The organism is Bacillus cereus group sp. BceL291, from assembly GCF_051776705.1.
Lineage (GTDB): Bacteria > Bacillota > Bacilli > Bacillales > Bacillaceae_G > Bacillus_A > Bacillus_A cereus.
Genome location: NZ_JBPWAP010000020.1, coordinates 21,502 through 39,957 on the forward strand (window position 1 = coordinate 21,502; position 18,456 = coordinate 39,957).

Here is an 18,456-nt window from a genome sequence, read left to right on the forward strand (position 1 = left end):
AAATAAGCCAAATAACTCATGTGGAAAATGAAAGGAAATGATCGTATGTACAAATACACAATTTGCTTTATTAGAAAAAGCGATAAAATACTGCTATTAAATAGAAATAAAAAGCCGAATATGGGGATGTGGAATGGTGTTGGAGGAAAAATAGAAGATAATGAAACGCCATACGAAGGAATAATTAGAGAAACATTTGAGGAAACGGGCATAGAACTTTCAAGTGTAACGTATAAAGGGACTGTTGGTTTTAAAGGTAAAGATGAGCCCCAGGCTAGTGAAGGAATGTATGTGTTCGTTGCTGATTTGCCAGATGGAATGCAAATGAATACACCATTACGTACGGCTGAAGGTCTATTAGAATGGAAAGAAATTGATTGGATATTAGATGGTGATAATAGAGGAGTAGTTAGCAATTTACCAAAATACTTACCGACAGTATTAACAGAAGAAAATAAGTTAGAACATATGTTTACGTATGATAACCGGAATATTATTCATTACACAACTGCATGTTTGACAGAAGATGATGCGAACAAGCGATATGAAAAACAACTCATTTCTCAATAGAAGAGGAAAGTGAAAAATCACGTTTTTGCTCTCATCATATATGCGAGGTGATTATATGTTTCAGAAATACAATTCATTGGTCATAATTGTAATATGCATGATATAACTTTTCTTATTATGAAAGAGTAGAGAACATATGTAAACGGAGCAAAAAGGAGGTGGCTTTGCCACCTCTTTTTGTTAGCTACAAATCGCCTTAATCATAAAACGATGTTGCTTCACATCAAAATAACCTTTTTGTAAGATGATTTCATGTATACGATATAATTCCTCACAATACCTTTCAACAGTAAAATCAGGAATTTGCCACGGAATCGCTTTTAAATAATAGACGATAGCGCCAATGTCATAAAAGCGTTGGAAAGGGAATTCCTCTTTTGCATCTAAGATAGTAAATCCATTTTGCTTTAACTCACTGCATGCGGTTTCGAGAGACCAACTTGCAAATTCGCTATTTAGTGGTGAGCCAAACTGCTCATTAAGTTCCGCGCAATCAAGACCGCCAACTTGTTGTGTAAGAAAAACGCCACTTGGAGAAAGAATTCTGTTTACCTCAGAAGCAGCATACGATTCATGTTGATTTATAATTAAATTAAATTGACCATCTTGAAATGGCAAAGCAGTATCATCGGTCACTTCTACAACGGCAACCCCTAAAGGCTCTAATTTCTTTCGAGCAATTGGCACATTTGGAGCGTAGCCCTCAGTAGCGAATATAGTTGACGGGAACGGTTGTAAGATAGATAAAAACTCTCCGCCGCCAGTACCCATATCGAGCATTGATTCTGCACGTTGCATAAGCTGAAAAGCAGTACTGCCGTATGACCACGATAAAGGCTCGCTCTTCATTCGACCTGTTTCTGAAATGAAAGAAAAATCCCAGCCGCTAAAATGTGTATTTGCACTTTCTAATAAAGTTAAAAATAATGGATCACGTTTCATAATTATGTCCTCCTATTTTTTTAATGGATGATATGATGAGAAAAGAAAAAGGGAGGACCTCTTATTAAAGTGGAACGGTTTTATGTTTCGTGTTCGAATAGATTCATATCAATTCGCTCCTTGTGAGAATGGTAATTTATATATTCGGGATAACCGAGTGGAAATCCTTTGAAATTATAGGATAAGGTAGTTGTTTAATGAAAGATTGGATGGAGTGTACAGAAAAAGGGTGCACTCAAACTTTAGAAAAGGTATTTAGTAAACTTAAATTTCCGCCCAGCCCTTTTATGAGATATGTGATATTTCTCACTACTATTAATTAACAATAAAGTCGTGCTGTTTATAAAAGAAGTGACGTTTTTGTATCCCTTTGGATTTACTTAACTATGGGATAAGAAAAGAAGTAGACATATAAACTGAATATAAAAACGTTTTAATTCTTTGAAAACATTCCGTAATTAAGTATTTATATATATGGATTATTTGTTTGTATGAAAAGAGGAATAAGATGTTTATACAAAAGTATAAGGGTTTGATGCTAGGGATAGTTGGTGCTGTATTAGGAGTAATATCCTTTGTTTATTTTAAAGATTTAGATTATATATAAGATGGGCCTTAAGTTATTATCTGTAACATTAATCATTATAGGTCGGGTTATTGCCTGTGATTCGACCCGTTTCAATAAAAAAGAGAATAATAGTGTATAAGATTATTATTATATAAATTTAGCTTGTTGAGCATGGGGAATACTAATCTTACAAAATTGTAAGATTAGAAGTCACATAGTTAGATAGAAGTCATTAACTTATGAAAAAAACTCATCTATAATCCAGATATAAATCATTTACTAAAGGAGTATTCTAATGAAAAAAATTATAAGTTATACGGTTGTTATTGCTATTTTTATAGGAATAGGATTAGGAGTAAAACGTTATGTGCAAGGTCCAGGACAACCAGTCGATGGGATTCTAGTTAGTGGTACTGCAACTGACGTAGAAAAAGTTAAACAAGAGTTTAAAGATGACACTAAACAATCAATAGACTATAAGGTAAAGTACGTCACAACAACAAAAAGGATTCCATTATCAGAAGAAGATAAGAAACAAAATGATACAAATGAAGAATTTGAAATCAACACTACAGAATATACAGTTATTAATAGTTCTACCGCGGTAAAATTATTTAATAAGGGACTTCTAAGAGCTAGAAAAGATCCAAATTCAGCATCTATTATTTCTGAGAGGGTGAAAGATAAAAATAAAGTATCTAGTGATCAGAATCTATTATTTTCTTATGCGGGTGATAATTCTACGGTTGATAATTTTGAAAATAACCAGTTGAATTTGAACGGTAAGATAGTACCTGCTCAGTATGTTAAACAGCAAATTTGGATTGGGTATGTTCCAATGAACCTTGTTATTCTAAACGACCAAGAATATAATACAATTTCTGAATCAGAGTCAATAATGAAATTGATTCAATTTCAAAAACGTAATTTTGATTATAAAAACAAAAAAGAAGTAGACAAAGTTTTACAACAGATTGATAAACTCTCTTCGAATAATCAGAATAAAATAAACTTTGTAGAGGTACAAGACTAAATTAAAATGAAAATAAGGTGATATGAATGGAAATCGTAAGAATAGAGGATGTCGTCAAAAGTTATGGTGAAGGCAATAGTAGGGTAGATGCTTTGAAGGGAATAAACCTTACAATACATCAGGGGGAATTTGTTTCAATCGTAGGAGCTTCTGGCTCAGGTAAAAGTACATTGTTGCATATTTTGGGAGGGTTGGACCGTCCGAGTTCAGGACAAGTATTTATTGGAGAGAACAATATTTATAATTATTCAGATAATGAACTTTCGATATTTAGAAGAAGAAAAGTTGGTTTTATATTTCAGTTCTTTAATTTAATTCCTGTATTGAATGTGCAAGAGAATATAGCTTTGCCCACTTTACTAGATAATGAACCTGTAGATAATCCTTATATGGACGAAATTATTGAAATTCTGGGACTTCATGAAAGACGAAATCATTTACCATCTGAATTATCAGGAGGTCAGCAACAACGGGTTTCGATTGGGAGGGCACTTATAAATCGCCCACATTTAATCTTAGCTGATGAACCTACAGGAAATCTTGATACTCAAAATACAAAAGAAGTCATGGATTTATTAAGATTGACAGCAAAAAAATATAATCAAACTATTGTATTGATTACTCACGATTTAAAAATTGCATCAACTTCTGACCGTATTATTACAATTGAAGATGGCCAAATCATTTCCGATCAGTGGCTATCCACGAATAAGCCTAAGACGGGAGGAAACTAATCTTGATTGGTAATTATAAACAATTAAGCAGGAGATACTTAAAGGGAAATAAGAAACGAACAATTTTAACTTTGATTGGAATCGTACTCTCTGTATCGTTAATTTCTACAATCGGCCTATTTATGAACGGTACTCAGATTTCTCAAATCGAGAATACGAAAAAGAGGCAAGGGTATTCTTTTCATGCCGTTGTATTAAATTACGATGAATCGATATTGAAAAAAATTAAATATAACTCGCAAATTGAATCATTTGGTTTAATGTCACAGGGAGAAACAGTCCAAGTTGGAGAGGCTGCTGTACAAATGAATTTTGCTGATGATAACGCCTTGGAATTTTTAAAATACAGTATTATTAAGGGCAGATTGCCATCTAATGATCAAGAAGTTGCTGTTGATCCCTGGGTATTACCTTATATAAAAGAAAATATTCAAATAGGTGATTCATTCGAATTAAATGAAAAAAAATACAAATTGGTTGGTTTTCTAAGTGATAGTACATATACACAGGAAAATAAGGTGGGACGGTTACTAACCTATAAGAGTAAGTTTAGCACTGGTGAAGGAAAAATATTAGTTGGAATTAGCTCAAAAGCAAACTTTAATGAGGTTTTAGAGGGACTCAAGACCATTTCCGGAGAAAATAATATTAATATAAGTAATGAATTAATTCAATTAGAGAAACCAGGTTACAATAATTCGATTATGGCTACGCTAATTATTACAATCAGCATTGTTGTGATAGCGACAATTGTTGTGATTTACAACGCTTTTCAAATCAGTGTCGTAGAACGAACGAGGCAGTTTGGCTTGTTGAGAAGCATTGGTGCAACACGAAAGCAAATTAGACAAATCGTTCTGAGAGAAGCTACTTTTCTGGCTGTTATCGGTATACCAATTGGAATTATATGTAGCCTAATAGCACTTGCCTCTCTGCAGTTCACTTTTTCACTTTTAATGGAAAATAGTAAAGAGGTCTCGATATTCCATATTGATTGGAAGATTTTATTAATCAGTTCGATAATTACCTTCCTTTCTATAATAGCGTCAAGTTTGTACCCAGCTTATTTTGCAGGAAAAATCTCCCCATTATTAGCAATCAGCAGCAGGTTGTCAATTAAAAAGGAACAAATCAAAAAACAAAAGAATTCCATGGTGAAAAAACCTTTATCTATTCCTTTGAGCATGGCTATGAAAAATGTTAAGCGAAATAAAAATCGCTATACCATTACAATCTTATCAATTATTATAAGTAGTGTGTTATTTATTACCTTCTCGTATTTAATGAGTGTTGCATTTGTATCTAAATCTTTTGATAAGTTATCTGTTAAATCGGATATTACAATTAAGATAGAGGATAATAATCCAGATCATTTAGCTGAAAGTGAACAAGTTTTGCATCAATTGAAATCACTTGAAAATATATCTAAAGTATACGAAAAAAAGGAGAATAGCTTTGAAACTAAATTAAAGGATGTAACTCAATCTTCCGCGACAGTAAAGGAAATAGAAAACACGATTGGAAAAAGATATTCCATTACAATCGTAAATAATTATCAAGAAAATAAAACAAAAAAAGAAGAAAAACTTACTTTACAAGTGCTTGCATATGGTTTTATCACAGTCATTTCTTTAATTAGTAGCGTTAATATCCTCAATACTATAACTATAAGTATCATGACTAGACGAAAAGAATTGGCCGCGTTGAAATCCATTGGTATGTCACAAAAGGATTTGAAAAAAATGATTACCTATGAAGCTTTGATTTACGGTTTTTCTGGAAGTTTACAAGGAATCTTTTTTGGCTGTATATTGTCTTATATTATATATTTAGCTATATCTGATATGTTGAAAATGACATGGACGATTCCCTATGAGGCTTGTATCATTACGTTTGTTTCAGCTTTAATAATTAGTTATTTATCAGTCTTAAATCCATTGAAAAAAATTCAACAAGATAATATTATTGATAATATCAGAGAACAATAATATTATAAGCCTGGCTAGATTATAGCCAGGCTATTGTAATTGGAGTATAAGCTAGGGGAAAAAAGGAGAGGGCATACTTGAATAAAAAAATATTACTAGTTGAAGATGATGAAGCTCTTGGCATAGCCATCGAATTTTCATTGAGAAATGAAGGTTATGAGGTGATTAGAGCGTCCAGTGTAAAAGAAGCTAAACACCAGTTTGTTCACAATACATTTGATTTGTCCATCCTTGATATCGGCCTACCAGATGGTAATGGTTATGACTTATGTTTGTATTTTAAAAAGAAAAACGAGAATTCGATTATTATTTTCTTAACTGCACTAGATGAAGAAGCAAATGTGGTAATGGGGCTGGATATAGGCGGTGATGATTATATAACCAAACCTTTTCGGGTTAGGGAACTCATGGCCAGAGTGAAAGTACAATTGCGTAAACAATCGTCGCTAGAAACGCCATCTCAAATTTTAAGATCTGAGAATATAAGAATCGATACGAACCTAGTCAAGGTTTATAAAAATTGTGAAAGTATTACATTGACGAATTTAGAATACAAGCTGCTATTGAATTTCATGAAGAATTCTCACAAAGCATTAAAAAGAGATGAACTCCTACAACAAATAACAGAAGGAGATAATGTTTTTTTTGATGAAAACACGTTATCTGTATACATAAAGCGTTTAAGAGCTAAAGTTGAAGACAATCCTCAAAAACCACAGTTTATCGTTACTGAAAGAGGATATGGTTATCGTTGGAGCAAGGACGTGATTGGGTGAGCAAGATAATGAAAAATACCGAGTTAAAAAGCTATATGACGATACTAGCCGTCCTTTTATTTATATTTGTGATTTACCAATTTATTATTCAACAATTATTTTATGATCATTTGAAAAGAGACTCTATTGCAACATGGGGGGAAATTACAGCTAGGTTGGTAGAGCAGAATCCAGAAAATGAAGCGAAAATTATGAAAGTCTTATCAAGTCATTCGTCTCACTCAAGTAAATATCAGGAAAAAGGGACAGAGATCCTAAAGCAATATGGATTATATGAAGACTTGGATTCAAAATTTTTTCCTCACTTAAATAATCTAATTATTAATCACAATCAATTTATGATGTGGGGATTGATTGCTTTTGGATTTTTACTTTTTGTTGCAAACTACATGCAACAAAAAATTATTTTCAATAAGATTAGCCAGCTTACTAGAGCTGCAAAAAAGATAATCGAGGGAGATTACTCGGTTGTCATCAATGAAAATAAAGAGGGGGATTTCGCGAAACTGGCGATTTCATTTCGTTCAATGAGGGATATCATTAGAAAAAATATGCATGATTTGCTTGAAGAGAAACGGTTTTTAGGAGAAATGTTGCAGGATATATCTCATCAGTTAAAAACGCCGCTTTCAACTATTTCTATCTATAATGAAATGTTGTTAAATGAGAAACTATCCCGAGAGCAACAAGCTCAATTACTACAAAATAATGATATTCAGATTTCTAGAATGAATGTCTTAATTCAGAATTTGTTAAAAGTAGCAAAAATTGATGCAAAAGCGATTTCGTTTGATAAAGAGCCAGGGAATTTAGTAGATACGACTGAGGAAGTACTAAATCGCTTGCAAAGCATGATAAGTGATAAAAATATTTTGATTGATTGGAATGCACCAAGAGAAATAGTCGTTATTCACGACAAATTATGGATGCAGGAAGCTTTGTTAAACCTGTTGAAGAATGCAATCGAACATTCTAAACCCGGTGGTAAAATAATGATTCAGGCCAAAAATTCTCCAATCTATACAGAACTAGTAATCCAAGACTTTGGAGAGGGAATTTCAGCTGAAGAATTACCTCATATTTTTGAACGATTCTATAAATCAAATAGTTCTAAAAAGCACGGATCGACCGGAATTGGATTGGCACTTGTCAAAGCTATTATAGAGGCACATCACGCCTTAATTACAGTTGAAAGTGAAAAAAATGCTTATACAAAATTTACAATTATTTTTATGAAATTTTAATAACAGTTTGGTATATATTTTAATCTTTTTAATATAAAGGGGTTTTTTTATGTTTAATAGATTGAAGTGTTTTCTTTTATCTGAGAAAGAAATAGTTGATACTGTGAAAAAATACAAGGAGGAAAAAATACACGTTTCCATAATAAAAGATTTTTTAGGGGATTTAATCTTAATAAGAACTTTTACATTTTTAATGTTTGTTCCAGTATCAACTTTTATTTTTTCAGTTATAATTTATGGAGCTGTTTTCTTTTTATCAGGCATTAAGATTACTGTTTGGGGCATCACTATAATGTTATTAGTTCCAATAACATTACTTTTCTATATGAATGTAACTAATACATCAATTATTATTACTGATTTAGTGAGAAAATTTTTATTAACCATAAAATATCTAAATCCATTTTACTCAATCATAAATAAACCTTGGCTCTTTATTTTTGAATTATTAATTGGTTTTTTATATGTATTTCTGCTATCTTTATTTTCTGTTTGGATAGTATTACATTCATTAGAAATAGATTTTTCTGAATTTAGTTCGGAGGACAATCGAAGTTTTCAATTTTCAATTATTATTTTACATACAGCAATTTATTTGTTTATAAGAGTTCATGGCCAGTATTGTAAGACAACTAAGCAAAAAATTAAAAAGCTGAAAATGAAGTTTTATTTATGGTTTTGTTCTATGATTGCAAGTATTGTATATATATTTGAATCACTCTTTAATTATATGAATGGAATCCAAGCGATTTATTTTATTTTTGTTTTAATGATTGCTTTAGAAAGAACAGTGACACATTATAAGAAATTTATAGATTTTTTAGAATGTGAAAATTTGTATGAAAAATATTTTTAGAGAGAAAAGTCTTTTGAAATATAAAAAATTATACCTACTAAATACTGGACGAGTAAAAAAACGCTATTCTTTTTCTAGAATCATAGGAAAGGATAGCGTTTTTGTTTAATATACTCAAAAACAAAAATCTTTTGGTAAAGTACCACTTTTTATTATTGTTCTTAACCCATATTTTATAATCCAAAGTTTAATAGGATGCTGTTTATCACGTAATTGCTGTAACCACTGAAAAACGAGTTCTTTATCTTCTTTCGTAATATCGTTCATATGATTGGCTACAGATTTTTGAACATATTTAGAAGGGTCATTCATTAAAGGTTCAAGAAGCTGTAAATTGTTCTTAAAGTCACCTTTTAGAGCTCCAATTTTTTTAGCCCAAGGAAGCCTTGGTCTTGTACCTTCAGAAACTAATCTTCTAATGTGGCTGTTTTCGTCATGAATCCACTGTTGCAATATGTCTAGTGTGTCTTCATGGTATGTTTGAAGAAAAGGCCGAATGGCATATTCAGCAGTATTCCTTTTCGTTATTTCATACATGTAAATGTGCCTACTTCTGTTGTATTTTCTAGTCCTAATGTTTTTAGTAATATATGTATTGCTTCATTAAAATCTTTTTGTAATGCATTATGTAATTCATCTGCTATTACTTCAATACGCTGCTTTAACTCTAAATTTTCAACTTTACATGTTACAGAAGATACAAAGTTTCTTTTAGAGAAAGTAGGATCGTGTTTACAAATAGAATCAGCCATTTTTTCTGCTAATTCTTCGTTAAATAAAAATTTTAACGGAACATATTTACCCATTTTTTCACCTCAGTGGTCAAATGAAAACAATTTTTATTTTTTAATCGACAATCCATAAACTAAAGTCTCACTCGGAGTCGTAATACTAAAACCTGTCGTCTTATAATCAAGTTTCACCGTATCACCAGTGTAGTCTTTCGTGAATGAATCCATTTGTACGATAAGATCTGCATCTTCATATACAACATCATCTGCGTTATATGTATCCCAAATTAAATCGACATCAACGAAAATACTACAAGAGTTTGTCATTGTCCCTCTAATGCGAATGATCTTTTTGTCTTTACGTTCTAATCTATGTATAGCTGCTTTTGCTTCATCAGTAATGCGAATGTTCATTGTATCCCAACCTTTAATTATATTTCTTCTATTATGGCAAAAACAGGAGTAATAGGGAAGCAAAGAGGTTTGCAATAAAAAACGAGCAAACAAATTTGTTTGCTCGTTTCACTTTATTTTAGTTCACATTTATCAAGTGGAATCACTTTTGTTTTTTTCGTAAATTTATATCCTAACCATAGTACTAAGAAGAGTGGTAAACCGATGTAAGAAACGAGTACGCCGTTCCAATCGATTGATTCACCCATAAATGCGCCGTAGTTTTGTCCTAAAATTACGATGATACAAAGTGTAAATGCGAAGATTGGACCGAATGGGAACCATTTTGCTCTATATGGTAAGTCTTTTAAATCTTTGCCTTGTACGGTATATGCTTTACGGAAACGGTAATGACTAATTGCTATTCCAACCCATGCAATAAAGCCAGATATTCCAGATGCGTTTAATAACCAAATGTATACAACACCGTCACCGAATAAAGAAGCAATGAAAGCGATACTACCGACAATTGACGTTACGATTAATGCGTTTACAGGTACACCGCGGCTATCTAATTTGCCTAAGAATTTTGGTGCTTTTCCTTGGCGAGCTAAATCCCAAAGCATACGAGTTGATGCGTACATACCAGAGTTACCAGCAGATAGTACTGCCGTTAAAATAACAGCGTTCATAACAGAGGCAGCAAAGGCAACGCCCGCTTTTTCGAAAATAAGTGTAAATGGACTTACTGTTACATCACTTGCAGCAAGACTTTCAGTTGTATAAGGAATTAATAAACCGATAACGAGAATCGCAAGGATATAGAATAAAAGAATACGCCAAAAGATTGAACGAATTGCTTTTGGGATATTACGTTCTGGATCAGATGTTTCACCAGCAGCTACTCCTAATAATTCAGTTCCTTGGAAGGAGAAACCAGCTGCCATAAATACACCGATAATTGCCATGATACCGCCGTTAAATGGTGCATCTGCAACAGTGAAGTTTTTGAATCCAACAGTTTCGCCCCCCATAATTCCGAAAATCATCATAAAGCCGACAATTAAAAAGATAATAATTGTAACTACTTTAATAAGTGCGAACCAATATTCAGATTCACCAAATCCTTTAACAGATAAATAGTTTAAAAGGAAAATAATAGCTAAACATAATCCGCTCCAAATAAGAGAAGGGGTATCTGGGAACCAAAATTTCATAATTAATGTTACGGCTGCAAGTTCAGCAGCGATCGTAATCGCCCAGTTATACCAATAGTTCCATCCAAGTGCAAAGCCAAGTGATGGATCAACAAATTTTGTTGCATACGTACTAAAAGATCCAGTAACAGGCATGTAAGCTGCGAGTTCAGCTAAGCTTGTCATTAAGAAGTAAACCATAATTCCAATTGCGGCGTATGCAATTAATGCGCCGCCAGGACCAGCTGAATGGATGACACCACCGCTGGCAAGAAATAGTCCGGTACCAATTGTACCGCCGAGAGAAATCATCGTAAGGTGACGCGATTTTAATCCGCGTTTTAATTCACCTTGTCCTTGTGTAGTTTGCGTTTTAGAGGTAGATTGATTTGTTGCGCTATTCATGTTCAACACTCCTTTTCTTGTAGGTTAGGAAGGAGCGGGGGAGAAAAATACAAAAAACCGCCAAAGGAATTTGGCGGAACGTTTCACAAATAACCACCCCATCATACCCTTCCGTTAAGATAGCACCCCACGTTTACACGGTAATTTTGTAAACGTGACAGTTCTGTTCCTTTCGGAGACAGCCCCAGCTCATATTTCCAGAGAAGAAATATAAACTTCGGCAACTTTTCCTTTCAAACGGAGTCGGTGACATTCTCTGTGTCTCGTCCGTTTTACTATTAAAAGTCGCAACCTCTACCTCATCGGATTGATGAGGATTTATATATTGCTAAGATTTTTAATATATGGCAATTGTAATGACTTTCTGAATATATTGCAAGATATTTTGTTAGGAAAAGTCAAAAAATATCGGTTATTGTATAGGAAACGCTTGCAAAACTCCACCCGAACCTACTATTATGTAGCAATAAGCAAAGAAAAAATTGTTATACAAATGTTTCGCAAAAAATATTGAAAAACCCTCTAAATAAAAAGAAAATTCAGAAAAATATAATTCGACATTCATGATAAAGTCATATTATTTGTTATAATCAGAGTAACGTTTAAGCAAAAAGGGGAAATCAAAATGAAATTAGAAACAGAAAGGCTCTATATAGTGCCGTGTACAGAAGAGAGGATTCAAGTTGCTAACGAGCAAGGATATAATAGCGGTCCGCATATTGTAGGGCATGTAGAGAATGTGAAACAAGATGAGGCTTTATTACCATGGGGGGCGTGGTATGTTTTTCGGAAAGAAGATGATAGCGTTTTAGGTGATATTGGATTTAAAGGGAAACCAAACGAGGATCAAACAGTAGAAATTGGCTATGGATTTATTGAGAAATATTGGAATCAGGGCTATGCAACAGAAGCTGTAAAAGAACTAATCGATTGGGCTTTCAAAACAGGAGAGGTAGAAACAATAATTGCAGAGACACTCCTAGATAACTATAGTTCGATGCGTGTTTTAGAAAAGTTATATATGAAGAGAGTAAATGCTACAGAAACGATGATTAATTGGAAAATAGAAAAATAAAAAATACCGCTCTAAATTGAGCGGTATTTTTTTATAGTTATGGTAGCATTTGCTTCTGATCATTTGGATACTCAGCCGTTGATGCGTTAGGACGATTGGAATGATTTCGAACAGCAATGAAAATAGAAATAATAACGACAAGACCAACTGCAACGTAAGAAAGTGAAATAACAGTTGGATCCACTTTAAATGTAGTAAGCAGTGTACGTATATTTGTAAATATAATAAGACCACCAACTAATACGCCAAGTAAATGGGGTGGAACGATGCGGACTAACCATGCAGCAATTGGAGCTGCGACAATACCGCCGAGCATTAAGGCAAATACCCAAACCCAGCTTACTTGTTCCCAGCCAAGTGAGATGAAGAAGCCGATTGTTGCAGCGAGTGAAACAGGAAATTCACTCGTATCTACAGATCCAATAACTTTTCTAGCTTCATTTCCTCTTGCTAGAAGAACGGGTGTCGTAATCGGCCCCCAACCACCGCCACCAGTTGAATCAACGAATCCAGCGAATAAACCAAGCGGCACAAGTTGTTTGGCAGACATACGCTTATTTGAAGTGACAATTTGTTTTTGAATGATGAATCGTAATAAAATATAAACCCCTAAAGTAAATAAAAATACGGAAATGTACGGTTTGATTACATCTCCAGGCAAATTACTTAAAAAACATGCCCCAACAAATGCGCCGATTGCCCCAGGTAATGTAAGCCTGGAAACTGTATATTTATCAACGTTTCCAAATTTGATATGAGATGCGCCAGAAGCTGCAGTTGTAACGACTTCAGCTAAATGAACCGATGCGGAAGCTACAGCCGGTGCAATACCAAACATTAATAATAGTGAAGTAGACGTTACCCCATACGCCATTCCGAGTGCTCCATCGATCAATTGAGCGAAAAATCCAATAATAGCAAAGACAATTAATTTCTGCATAAATAATCCCCCTGTAATAATAAATGAAAAAGACACTTTTCCCGTATGAGAAAAGTGCCTTTGGTTTTTCCAATCAGCAATAATTAAATTTGTTTCATTATAATACATATTAATCGTATAAATCAACTGGGTTTTAAAGTTTTTGAATTGAATGAAAGAAAAATAAAATATACAATAAAAGGATGGAGAGAAAGGGGAGAAAGACATGTTACGATTTGATCATCTCGTTCACACAGTTCATGGTACACCGGAGGAAGCGGCAAAACAAATGCAGGAACTTGGATTTCATACTGTATTAGGCGGAGAGCATACGAATTGGGGTACTTGGAATAGTTTAAGTTATTTTGATTTATCATATATAGAATTTTTAGCAATTCAACATGAAGAAAAAGCGAAAGAAGCAGAAAATCCATTAGTACAAGAAACAGTGGTGAAACTACAAAATGGAGAAGGAATGCTACAAATCGCGATCCGAACAGATGCAATTGAGGAGCTAGCAGTTAACTTTAATAAGTACGGCTTACATACGATAGGGCCATTTGAAGGGAAACGTATGAGAAAAGATGGCCGACTTTTAGAATGGAAAATGTTATTCGTTAAGCAAGAAGAGAACGGACCGAAATTACCTTTCTTTATACAGTGGAATGAAACGGACGAAGAAAGAAGAAACGATTTACGTAACAGTGGGACGATTACTGAACATAAAAACAAAGTGCAACAAATTGAAACGATTCATTACGCAGTAAAAAATGTTCGAGAAACAGTACGGAAATGGAAAGAAGTAATGGAGCTATCTACAAGCTCAGTTGTGAAAAATGAAAAATGGAATGCCGAGTGTCAAAGTGTAGTATTTGGAGATATTCATGTGCAGTTTTGTGAACCGATTGGAGAAGGGCTAGTACTAGAACATTTGAATAAGAATGGTGAATATCCATTTGCAGTAGAGTTTAAAGGTGGAAATAAACGAGAGCATGAAGTGCTAGGTAGTTTGTACATATATTAATAGAGGTGAACGTTGTGGAAGAAATGCTTAGAGAGATAGAGAGATAGAGAGAATACTAGAATGGCCTCGTATTGCAACGTGTACAGCTATTTCAAAAGGTTTTTCACATGAAGAGAAGTATAAAATTGAATTAAAGAATCAAGAAACCTATTTTGTAAAAGTATGTGATGCTGTTCATTTTGAACGTAAACAAGAAGAATATACGTATATGAAACAATTAGAGTCATTACATATTCCAACACCCAAGTTAATTCATTTCATAATAATTGAGAAATTAAATAAATGTGTTCAAGTATTTGAATGGACCCGAGGTATAAATGGTGAAGAAGGTTTAACGAAGTTATCGGTGGAAGAACAGTATAAGGCAGGAAGAAAAGCGGGGGAAGTATTAAAGAGGATTCACTCAATTGAAAGAGAAAGTGCAAGTAATAAATGGGAAACATCTAGATGGAATAAATACGAAAGATACATAGAGGCACTAACAGATTACGAGGTGAATTTTCTGGATTTGAAGCCAGTATTAACCTTTGTAGAAAATCATAAAGATTTATTGGGAAATCGTCCAATAAGATTTTTACATGATGACTTCCATCCAGCAAATAGCATGATTCATAATAAGGAATTTATCGTTATCGATTTTGGTGGATATGATTTTGGTGATCCAATACACGATTTTTATAACGTAGCGATTTTTACTATAAGAATAAGTAAACCATTTGCGGTTGGACAAGTTCACGGTTATTTCGGAGGCGAACCATCGCTTCATTTTTGGAAACTGTATACATTGTACGTCGCGATGACATTCCCAGCGGATATCGTTTGGACGAATCGAAGCACACCATATTTATTAGATGATATGAAGGAAAGATTAAATGGAATTTTAGAAGATCATAATCATTTTTCATCTTATATTCCAAAATGGTATCAATCAAGCGAATTTAATAAATAAAGGAGTAATTTATATGGATAAAATAGCAGTAATTTCAGATATTCACGGTAATATTCAAGCATTAGAATCCGTGTTGAATGATATTAAATTAAGAGGAATCGAGCGCATTATTTGCCTTGGAGATTTAGTAGGAAAAGGACCTCATTCCAGTGAAGCAATTGAAATCATTCGTAAAGAATGTGAAGTAGTCGTAATGGGAAACTGGGATGATTTTATTACAAAGCCGACTGAATTTGAAGCATTGAAATGGCATCAAAAACAATTATCGGAAGAACAAAATGACTATTTAAGAAACTTACCATTTTCAATCGAGTTTTATATGAGTGGAAAATTCATTCGTATGTTTCACGCTTCACCGAGAAGTTTATATGAAAGAATTCAACCACACGCTTCAAGAGAAGAACGTATTAGTATGTTCGAAAATAGTGATCTGACGGAAAATATAGAAGGGGAAAGAAAACCAGATGTCGTTTGTTACGGTGACGTTCACCAAGCGTTCGTTCAAAATTTCAGAGGGAAAACGTTATGTAATGCCGGTAGCGAAGGAAACCCACTTGAAATAACGCAAGCTTCCTATTTAATATTTGAAGGGACTTACAATGAAAAAGAAGCAGCGAGCTTTTCTATTCAACTTGTACGAGTACCGTATGATATTGAATTAGCTATCAGACTAGCAGAAGAACTCGAAATGCCAGAAATTGAAGAATACAAACAAGAATTACGGACTGCTTTATATCGAGGGTTTAAGGGAAAGTAAGCTAATAATATATCAACGATTTTTCAAATATATCTATCATAACTTAAAATATATCAATGATTTTTTCGAGATATCAGCGATTCGAGAAAGGATATCAATTTACTGACAAATAGTGACATGAATTATTATCTATAATTATATTATGTCAACTAATTATAAAGGGAGATATCATGAACCGAAAACAAAGAATCAAAGAAATTGCAGATCATATTGTAAAGCTAAACTTAACCCATCCAATAAGAGTTGGAGTAAGCGGTATTACAGCCTCAGGAAAAACAACATTTGCAAACGAACTAGCGGAAGAAATAAAAAAACGAGGATTACCAGTAACACGCGCCAGCATTGATGATTTTCATAATCCAAGAGTGATTCGCTATGCAAAAGGAAAAGAATCTGCAAGAGGGTATTATGAAGATGCACACGATTATATAGCTTTCAAAGAAAGATTATTAATGCCTTTAGGACCTAACGGAAATTTACAGTATGAAACGATTTCTCATAACTTAATAACGGATATGCCTGTACATAATGAGCCGCTATTGGCCACGCAAAATATGATATTAATAGTAGATGGAACGTTTCTATTGAAAAAAGACGTTGCGCATTTATTTGATTACAAAATCTTTGTAGATACAAATTTTGAGATTGCGAGAAAACGTGGTGCTAAGCGGGAAACTGAAGCTTTTGGAAGTTATGAAGAAGCAGAGAAGATGTTTTTAAACAGGTATCACGCGGCTTGTAAAATGTATATAGATGAGCATAATCCGAAAGAACTTGTAGATGTTTTATTTGAAAATAGTAAATTTGATGATCCAGTAGTTCTATTTAAAAGACATTAATACAGTTTATATAGGGGGAATGAACATTTGTTTAGATGGTTTCAAAAAAATAATAAAGTGAATGAAGAGAAGGATGGACAATATTTAGAAATCAAAAATGAACAGATAAATGAACAGTTAAAACAAAAAATAATGGAACTAGAGAGTATAAGTGAAGACATTTGCAGTAAGTATCAAAAAATATATGAAGAACGTTTTGCGCAAAATGGTAAATTAAATTTGAAGCTGTCAATTAAAAGAGATATAGACGGTGATGAATTAGAAGAACTAACATCTAAGAATTGTTTAGAGTATGAATATAGATCAGAAATTAATTTTGAATATGATGCTTCAAAATCATGGAAAGTCTGTACTATTTCGCTTTGGTATTATTACCAAGGATATCGAAAAAGTAGTAGCATAGGAACACTTTATAGCGGAACGATTAATGAATTAGAAGAAGAAGTTAAAGCAACATTGGAAGAACTGTTACATAGTGAAGATAATTAATGATTCCATTTTATATTGCGTTAAGAATGGGTTTAATTTTATGATACTAATAGGGAATAATTTAGGAAGAGAAATTTAAAGGGGATAAAAAAATGACAGAAGTACTAGAACTAAAAGAAGAACTACTACAAATTAAAAATAATAATTATGCTGTACCAGAAGACGTAGATGCATATCCATATGCGCAGTGGATGCTAGATTATATCGGATCACCTGATGCTGAATTACGTGATGATTTAATTTATAGTACGCTTCACACATGGATTACAAATGATGTATTTAGACAAAAAGAGTTAAGAGGATTAATGTTACAAGCAATTAGTCCTGATTATTTATTTTATAAAATTGGTGAAAAGGGAACAGACTCTGTATTTAAACGTGCATTCTCCGTATTAATTCCACCACTTATTTTATCTGTTCATGAAAGAGAACCGTTGTTATCCGAAGAACAACTGTACAGTGTAGCAGAACAAGTGCTGGAATATGTATATTTAGAAGAAGATGTAAGAGGTTACGTAGAAGGAAAAGGCTGGGCACACTCTACTGCACACGCTGCTGATGCACTAGATGCTTTAGTGCGTACTATACAAAATCGTGAGTTTTCATATGCAATTCTTGCAGCTGTTCGTCAAAAGGTTCGATTAAGTGATTACGTATATGTACACTTTGAAGATGAGAGATTAGTAAAGCCAATTATGTCTTTACGTAACCAAAATCTTTTAACTGAAGAAGAGTGGAGCAACTGGTTACATAGTATAGCAACTGTTGAAGACATCCGACATCCGCAGCATGCTATTTTAGTACAAAATATTAGAACTTTCCTAAGAAGTTTTTATTTCAGAGCTTTAGAGACAGAAGGTAGTACAGCCTTTACAGATGATATATTGGAGACTTTGAAGGGGTTGCGTATGTATTAAAAATTCGTTTTTCTAACAGAAAATTACATAAAACCAACACCTCCCAACCAT

18 protein-coding genes, 2 pseudogenes and 1 riboswitch are annotated in these 18,456 nt (G+C 33.3%); of the genes and pseudogenes, 15 read left to right on the plus strand and 5 right to left on the minus strand.

Annotated elements, in window-relative coordinates; translation table 11 throughout:
- Positions 1 to 45 precede the first annotated feature (45 nt).
- On the plus strand, positions 46 to 570 hold the full coding sequence (locus tag ACS2CR_RS14860) for an NUDIX hydrolase (RefSeq protein WP_000280182.1): 525 nt from the start codon (positions 46 to 48) through the stop codon (positions 568 to 570).
- 180 nt (positions 571 to 750) lie between these two features.
- Here ACS2CR_RS14860 and ACS2CR_RS14865 read toward each other — a convergent pair whose 3' ends face one another.
- Positions 751 to 1,512 carry a class I SAM-dependent methyltransferase gene (locus ACS2CR_RS14865; protein ID WP_053512492.1) on the minus strand — a complete coding sequence of 254 codons (762 nt, stop codon included), beginning with the start codon at positions 1,510 to 1,512 and terminating at the stop codon, positions 751 to 753.
- Positions 1,513 to 2,020: 508 nt separating this feature from the next.
- Here ACS2CR_RS14865 and ACS2CR_RS14870 point away from each other — a divergent pair.
- From ACS2CR_RS14870 to ACS2CR_RS14900, 7 genes and pseudogenes are all read left to right on the plus strand, one after another.
- Positions 2,021 to 2,219, plus strand: a pseudogene (locus ACS2CR_RS14870) (hypothetical protein).
- A gap of 156 nt (positions 2,220 to 2,375) precedes the next feature.
- Positions 2,376 to 3,113 (plus strand): lipoprotein BA_5634 family protein, encoded by a 738-nt coding sequence (locus ACS2CR_RS14875; RefSeq protein ID WP_016110249.1) that lies wholly within the window; start codon positions 2,376 to 2,378, stop codon positions 3,111 to 3,113.
- A 26-nt stretch (positions 3,114 to 3,139) separates the two neighbouring features.
- Positions 3,140 to 3,847: an ABC transporter ATP-binding protein gene (locus tag ACS2CR_RS14880; protein ID WP_016110248.1), complete on the plus strand. Its 708-nt coding sequence runs from the start codon at positions 3,140 to 3,142 to the stop codon at positions 3,845 to 3,847.
- A 2-nt stretch (positions 3,848 to 3,849) separates the two neighbouring features.
- Positions 3,850 to 5,835 (plus strand): ABC transporter permease, encoded by a 1,986-nt coding sequence (locus ACS2CR_RS14885; RefSeq protein ID WP_074644306.1) that lies wholly within the window; start codon positions 3,850 to 3,852, stop codon positions 5,833 to 5,835.
- 77 nt (positions 5,836 to 5,912) lie between these two features.
- Positions 5,913 to 6,611, plus strand: a complete 699-nt coding sequence (locus ACS2CR_RS14890; protein ID WP_053512494.1) for a response regulator transcription factor — start codon at positions 5,913 to 5,915, stop codon at positions 6,609 to 6,611.
- An 8-nt stretch (positions 6,612 to 6,619) separates the two neighbouring features.
- Entirely contained in the window at positions 6,620 to 7,855 is a 1,236-nt protein-coding gene (locus ACS2CR_RS14895) for a HAMP domain-containing sensor histidine kinase (RefSeq protein ID WP_053512495.1), read from the plus strand.
- A gap of 49 nt (positions 7,856 to 7,904) precedes the next feature.
- Positions 7,905 to 8,711 (plus strand): hypothetical protein, encoded by an 807-nt coding sequence (locus ACS2CR_RS14900; RefSeq protein WP_053512496.1) that lies wholly within the window; start codon positions 7,905 to 7,907, stop codon positions 8,709 to 8,711.
- Between the two features lie 114 nt (positions 8,712 to 8,825).
- Here the strand turns inward: ACS2CR_RS14900 and ACS2CR_RS14905 are convergent.
- The 3 genes and pseudogenes from ACS2CR_RS14905 to ACS2CR_RS14915 form a co-directional block, all read right to left on the minus strand.
- Positions 8,826 to 9,517, minus strand: a pseudogene (locus ACS2CR_RS14905) (DNA alkylation repair protein).
- A gap of 33 nt (positions 9,518 to 9,550) precedes the next feature.
- Complete coding sequence (locus tag ACS2CR_RS14910; RefSeq protein WP_001026196.1) at positions 9,551 to 9,856, minus strand: iron-sulfur cluster biosynthesis family protein; 306 nt, start codon at positions 9,854 to 9,856, stop codon at positions 9,551 to 9,553.
- A 113-nt stretch (positions 9,857 to 9,969) separates the two neighbouring features.
- Entirely contained in the window at positions 9,970 to 11,436 is a 1,467-nt protein-coding gene (locus ACS2CR_RS14915) for an amino acid permease (protein WP_053512497.1), read from the minus strand.
- A 112-nt stretch (positions 11,437 to 11,548) separates the two neighbouring features.
- A riboswitch (Lysine riboswitch) is annotated at positions 11,549 to 11,741 on the minus strand.
- A gap of 320 nt (positions 11,742 to 12,061) precedes the next feature.
- Between ACS2CR_RS14915 and ACS2CR_RS14920 the strand changes: the two genes are divergently transcribed.
- Complete coding sequence (locus tag ACS2CR_RS14920; RefSeq protein ID WP_053512498.1) at positions 12,062 to 12,511, plus strand: GNAT family N-acetyltransferase; 450 nt, start codon at positions 12,062 to 12,064, stop codon at positions 12,509 to 12,511.
- A 37-nt stretch (positions 12,512 to 12,548) separates the two neighbouring features.
- Here ACS2CR_RS14920 and ACS2CR_RS14925 read toward each other — a convergent pair whose 3' ends face one another.
- Entirely contained in the window at positions 12,549 to 13,451 is a 903-nt protein-coding gene (locus ACS2CR_RS14925; RefSeq protein WP_053512499.1) for a sulfite exporter TauE/SafE family protein, read from the minus strand.
- A gap of 205 nt (positions 13,452 to 13,656) precedes the next feature.
- Here ACS2CR_RS14925 and ACS2CR_RS14930 point away from each other — a divergent pair, with 205 nt between their 5' ends.
- From ACS2CR_RS14930 to ACS2CR_RS14955, 6 genes are all read left to right on the plus strand, one after another.
- The gene (locus tag ACS2CR_RS14930) at positions 13,657 to 14,454 is read left to right on the plus strand and encodes a VOC family protein (RefSeq protein ID WP_053512500.1); all 798 of its coding nucleotides are present in this window, start codon (positions 13,657 to 13,659) and stop codon (positions 14,452 to 14,454) included.
- Between the two features lie 43 nt (positions 14,455 to 14,497).
- Positions 14,498 to 15,403: an aminoglycoside phosphotransferase family protein gene (locus ACS2CR_RS14935; RefSeq protein WP_053512501.1), complete on the plus strand. Its 906-nt coding sequence runs from the start codon at positions 14,498 to 14,500 to the stop codon at positions 15,401 to 15,403.
- Positions 15,404 to 15,416: 13 nt separating this feature from the next.
- A complete protein-coding gene (locus ACS2CR_RS14940; RefSeq protein ID WP_153602515.1) occupies positions 15,417 to 16,160 on the plus strand; it encodes a metallophosphoesterase family protein in 744 nt (247 codons plus the stop codon).
- A gap of 170 nt (positions 16,161 to 16,330) precedes the next feature.
- The gene (locus tag ACS2CR_RS14945; RefSeq protein ID WP_053512502.1) at positions 16,331 to 16,999 is read left to right on the plus strand and encodes a uridine kinase; all 669 of its coding nucleotides are present in this window, start codon (positions 16,331 to 16,333) and stop codon (positions 16,997 to 16,999) included.
- Positions 17,000 to 17,026: 27 nt separating this feature from the next.
- A complete protein-coding gene (locus tag ACS2CR_RS14950; RefSeq protein WP_058839142.1) occupies positions 17,027 to 17,488 on the plus strand; it encodes a hypothetical protein in 462 nt (153 codons plus the stop codon).
- 92 nt (positions 17,489 to 17,580) lie between these two features.
- Complete coding sequence (locus tag ACS2CR_RS14955) at positions 17,581 to 18,405, plus strand: DUF2785 domain-containing protein (protein WP_053512503.1); 825 nt, start codon at positions 17,581 to 17,583, stop codon at positions 18,403 to 18,405.
- The last annotated feature ends 51 nt before the right edge of the window (positions 18,406 to 18,456 follow it).